Raw genomic sequence first — 4,775 nt, 5'->3', positions numbered from 1 at the left:
CCTATTCAGCCCTGCGTGCCACTCTCCATGTTCTGCGCGACCGACTGCAGCCCCAAAGCGCGGTTCACTTGTCGGCGCAGATGCCTATGGTGGTGCGCGGATTGTTCTTCGAGGGATGGAAAATGGCGGCGACCCCCAGTGACGATGACACTGTGGAGGCCTTTTGCGGACACGTGACGGACAAATTGCCACCGAAGTTTCCCATGGATGGCAGGACGGTGACCGAAGGTGTGTTTGACGTGCTGTGGAGTGAGCTCGACATGGGTCAGACCGCCAAGATCATTGATCAACTGCCGACCCACCTGCACATTCTTTGGCCCGCTGCGGCCAAACGTGGCTGAGGTGCGTCCTGATGGCCGTCAAGATCAACCCATCCGGCCAGACTGGTCTCACGCAATCGGCGGGTGGGGTGAAACCACCAGCCTGACAGCGCCGGCTTGAATGCTGTTGCCCGATACGGTGCAGCCGGTGGATGTCGGTCGTCCACCGGCATTGTTCTGGCGTGGTGTTCCCCATCCGCAGTCTTGGACATGGTGACAATCAGCAGTCCACTGGTCGAGACGCTGGGGCGGCGGGCGGTCAAAAAGATTGCTTGGTCGCCGGGGCTTGACCCAACGCCTGCAGCGCGGCGACGACCTCGGCGTCATCGACCTGCCGGAAATCACGATAATGGGCACCAACTGCAGCAAATGGGTGGGGAACCTCAAGGCAGACAATTTCATCGGCGGCGCCGCGCAGCGCGACCAGCACATCGGCGGGCGCCACCGGCACGGCCAGAACAATCCGCGCCGGCTGTCGATTTCTGAGTGCTTGCAGGGCGGCCCGCATGCTGGCGCCCGTTGCGATACCGTCATCGACCACGATCGCGGTCTTGCCCTTGACGGGCAGTGGCGCGCGGCCCTCCAGATATACCGCGCGGCGGCGCTCGATTTCGGCAAGGCCGGCAGCACTCATGCGGCGCACGTCCGCCTCGCTTAGTCCGAACTGATCGGCGACGTCGCGATTGACCACCACTTCGGGTTCGGCGCCATCGACGACGGCGCCAATTGCGAGTTCCTCATATCCGGGCGCACCAATCTTGCGCACCAGCAACAGGTCCAGCGGCGCGCCAGACCGTTTAGCGACCTCGATCGCAACAGGGACCCCGCCGCGCGGCAGAGCAAAGATCACCGTGTGTGCCGGGTCGAGTGGACCAAGCCGGTCAGCCAGAGCCAGCCCGGCTTCGCGCCGATCGGCAAAGAGCCGCGCCAATTTCAAGACCTCCCGGACGCATCAGCGCCCGTGCAGCAGATCAGCCCCAGTCCAGAAAGCATGGAAAGTCTCCCGAGTTGACGGTGACGCGATCAGCTAGTCTAGCCCCACGACAATCAACCGGGTTTGATCGGGATCAATGCGCCAGGCTAGTGCAATGCTATTGTATGACTATGCGGTTCTTTGCTCTTGATGGATCTGAGCAGTTGGGGACGGCCATCGCCAGCGCGATGGGCGTGACGCTCGACCCGCATGAAGAGCGCGATTTTGAGGATGGCGAACACAAGACCCGTCCGCTGATCAGTGTCTGTGGCGAAGATGTGTTCGTGCTGCATGCGCTCAATGGCGATCCCTCACGCTCGGTCAACGACAAACTGATCCGCCTGCTGTTCTTTATTGCCGCCTGCCGAGAGAACGGCGCAGCGCGCATCAGCGCCATCGTTCCCTACATCGCCTATTCCCGCAAGGAGCGGCAGACCAAGCCGCGCGATCCTGTGACCACCCGCTATGTCGCCCAATTGTTCGAGGCGGTCGGCACAGACATGGTGGTCACGCTCGACGTGCACAATATCGCCGCGTTCCAGAATGCCTTCCGTTGCGCCACCACCCATCTCGATACCTGCAGGCTATTCGCCGCCGATATCCAACAGCGGGTATCGGGCGCACCCGTCGTCATCTTTTCGCCCGATGGCGGTGGGGTCAAACGGGCCCAATTGGTGCAGGAGGCATATGAGGACCTCACCGGCGAGGCGGCTGGTTTCGGCTTCATTGAAAAACGCCGCAGCGGTGGGATCGTTTCCGGTTCGCTGTTTGCCGGCGATGTTGACGGCGCCTCAGTCTGCATCATCGATGACATGATCAGTACAGGCGGCACCATGTTGCGCGCTGCCAGAGCCTGCCGTGAGCGAGGCGCCAGGCAGGTTACTCTCTATGCCGCCCACGGGTTGTTTGTCGCCGGGTCCGAGACTGTTCTGAACGACAGTGCTTTTGACCGGATTGTGGTAACAGACAGCGTGGCGCCCTTCCGTCCGGAGATGGAACTTGTCGTGGGGCTCCTCGATGTCCTGCCAGTAGCGCCGATCTTCGCCCAGGCCATCATGCGCCTGCATGGCGGGGGGTCGATCCATCGCCTTCTGGCGAGCGACAGCTAGTCCACTCCGCCTTTGCCACGGCCAGATAGGCTCGCGTTTGCCCAGGCCAGATTTCGGGGGTCGCAGGCTTGTCGTCAAGCAGGTGTGCGATGCAGATACGCGCCCGCAATACGGCCCGAAACGAGCCATAAAACGCCATCAGCTCCGGCGACGGTCGCGCGCGCAGCTGTGCATCGAGCGTTTCGAGCAGCACCGTGCGGATCCATCCTGTACCGAGAAACTGGCACTCCAGCCCCAGGTAGTTCACCTCGTCATAGGGGTCCAGAATACGCATGCTGCGATTGAACTCAAGGCAGTCAATGATCAGCGGTGGCGTGGTCAGGCAGACATGCTCGGGCCGCAAATCCCCGTGACCTTCCACGATGTGGCCAGCCACGATCCGCGCCTCGATTTCCTCACGGACGCTCGCAAACAGCGCCTCGACCCTGTCGAGAATATCAACCGCATCTTCTGCAAGGCCAAATCGAGGGCGGGTCAGCAATTCCCGGCTGACGGCATGCTCCTGTGCCAGATGCTCGAGATAGAGGTGCCCATCGGCACGCTGTGGTGCGCTGGCGCTGTAGAAGCCGGCCAGCTTCTGTCCAACCGCGACAATGTCCTGCTGCTGCACAGTCCCCTGCGCCATCTGCCTGTCGAGCATCATCGTCATCGGCAGGCGGACCATTTCCACCAGCCATTCGACAATCGTGCCGTCGCCGTCGAGCTTGAGTTCGCCATCGGCTGACTCGGTCAGCGGCAGGATGCGCCGATAGATACCGGCTGCCAGTCTCTGGTTGAGGCGATGTTCTTCCGCGCAATTGCGATGCCGTGCGGCAAGCGTGCTGAAATCGAGAAATGGCCGCCGTTCGGGTTTTTTGAACTTAAAGACCCGATCGCCGGCAATAAAGACCCAGGACCAATGGGTTTCCATGGGCTCTACGCTTGCCGGCGCGTGCGGATACGAACTTGGTTCACTCAAAAAGCGGATCTTTTGTGCAAGTGTTGCCATGCCTATACCCCGCTAGCCTGAGGATATATCCTACCCTCCATCGCGGCTCTCCAATTGACCTTGGTCAATGTCGGCGTGGCGAACACGGCAAGGCACGGGACGGCAAGGCCCCGATGGCCGGGCCGTTGCCCGCGAAACCGGTGTGCCGTTGTCTCCATTTCCTGCTTCGAGGTTGTGGAAGACGTCCGTCGGTCCTCCCGGGCGATTGGCAGTTGCCCAAACACATGGCGATGACTCTTGGTCGTCATCGAGATGCGATGCATGGGTTCAGTTGCGCCACGCTTGCCAGAGGCGCAACGGGATGAGGAAAATCCCAACCAGCGCAGCGATCATCAGGTCATCACCCATGACGCCATACGCGCCCGGTAGCGCTTCCATTGCCGACATCGGCCACGGCTTAATCCCGTCGATTGCCAGGTAACCGATAAGCAGAAGAGCGGTCTTCCAATGGTCGCGAGGACGAACAAAGGCCAACAACAAGGCCGCACCCGCCACCTCGTCCACGACGATGCGGCCATCGTCGCTGATGCCCGTGAACTGACCTGTCTGATGTGAAGCCCACCAGCCGATAAGGATGGTGCCGACAGTAAATGGCCAGAAGATCGAAGGCCTTCCGCCGAATACCCAATAGACAAGTGCGATCGAAAAGACAGCGACCAGTGTCGGGATGACCGGAATATAACCAAACCCCAGCCAAGTCGAAAAAGCAAACGCGAACCAATCGGTCTTCAAATCGTATTTCTTCCCTGGAACACTGTTGTTATTGACTTTCTATCCGGCCATGAGCCCTGGAGGCAGTCTCCACCGGAGAGAGGTGGCCGTTGACAGGGCCGAGCATCACGAGGTTCGGGATGCTCACTCGCCGGGGCTGACGAGCCCGGTCTCGTATCCGATGATCACGAGCTGGGCGCGGTCGCGCGCGTTCAGCTTGCCCAGGATGCGACTGACGTGCGTCTTCGCCGTTAGCGGCGACATGTGGAGCGACTCGCCGATCTCGGAGTTGGTCTTGCCACGTGCGACCTCGGCGAGTACTTCGCGCTCCCGCTCGCTCAGGACATCGAGAGGACCCGGGTCGCCGGGACGCATGATCGGCCGGCGAACGAAGTCGGCGACGAACCGCCTGGTCATCGCCGGTGAGATGAGGACATCACCGGCGGCGGCAGCGGCGATCGCCTCGAGCAGGAGTCGCGGTGGGGTGTCCTTGAGCAGAAAGCCGGAGGCACCAACTCTGAGCGCCTCGTAGACGTATTCATCGAGCGCGAAGGTGGTGAGCACGAGCACCTTGGTGGCGCTGAGCCGTTCGTCGCTGCAGATCGCTCGCGTCGCGGCGAGACCGTCCATGCGGGGCATGCGGATGTCCATCAGCACGACGTCGGGGCGTGTCC

6 protein-coding genes are annotated in these 4,775 nt (G+C 61.4%); 2 read left to right on the top strand and 4 right to left on the bottom strand.

The annotated features are described in order from the left end of the window. On the top strand, window positions 1-341 hold a 341-nt coding region (locus Q8O80_RS13290), incomplete at its 5' end, for a DUF2267 domain-containing protein (protein WP_305579981.1). 238 nt (window positions 342-579) lie between these two features. Here the strand turns inward: Q8O80_RS13290 and Q8O80_RS13285 are convergent. Further along, window positions 580-1,251: a phosphoribosyltransferase gene (locus Q8O80_RS13285; protein ID WP_305579979.1), complete on the bottom strand. Its 672-nt coding sequence runs from the start codon at window positions 1,249-1,251 to the stop codon at window positions 580-582. A gap of 167 nt (window positions 1,252-1,418) precedes the next feature. On the opposite strand from Q8O80_RS13285, the gene Q8O80_RS13280 reads away from it, so the two are divergent. Further along, on the top strand, window positions 1,419-2,402 hold the full coding sequence (locus Q8O80_RS13280; protein WP_305579977.1) for a ribose-phosphate pyrophosphokinase: 984 nt from the start codon (window positions 1,419-1,421) through the stop codon (window positions 2,400-2,402). On the opposite strand, the gene Q8O80_RS13275 is transcribed toward Q8O80_RS13280, so the two are convergent. The 3 genes from Q8O80_RS13275 to Q8O80_RS13265 all read right to left on the bottom strand — a co-directional run. Further along, the gene (locus Q8O80_RS13275) at window positions 2,347-3,312 is read right to left on the bottom strand and encodes a phosphotransferase (protein ID WP_305579975.1); all 966 of its coding nucleotides are present in this window, start codon (window positions 3,310-3,312) and stop codon (window positions 2,347-2,349) included. The genes Q8O80_RS13280 and Q8O80_RS13275 overlap by 56 nt on opposite strands. Window positions 3,313-3,657: 345 nt before the next feature. Beyond that, a complete protein-coding gene (locus tag Q8O80_RS13270; protein WP_305579972.1) occupies window positions 3,658-4,122 on the bottom strand; it encodes a phosphatidylglycerophosphatase A in 465 nt (154 codons plus the stop codon). Between the two features lie 123 nt (window positions 4,123-4,245). Continuing rightward, on the bottom strand, window positions 4,246-4,775 hold a 530-nt coding region (locus Q8O80_RS13265; RefSeq protein ID WP_305579970.1), incomplete at its 5' end, for a response regulator transcription factor.

Origin of the sequence: Devosia sp. (assembly GCF_030689745.1) — a bacterium.
GTDB classification, from domain to species: domain Bacteria; phylum Pseudomonadota; class Alphaproteobacteria; order Rhizobiales; family Devosiaceae; genus Devosia; species Devosia alba.
Note: the sequence above shows the minus strand (reverse complement) of the source record. Positions and strands in the feature narration are given on the sequence as shown.

Bases quoted from the DNA above. Each gene is read 5' to 3' on its own strand.
- Q8O80_RS13280 (WP_305579977.1), top strand. From the start codon at position 1,419: ATGACTATGCGGTTCTTTGCTCTTGATGGATCTGAGCAGTTGGGGACG.
- Q8O80_RS13275 (WP_305579975.1), bottom strand. From the start codon at position 3,312: ATGGAAACCCATTGGTCCTGGGTCTTTATTGCCGGCGATCGGGTCTTT.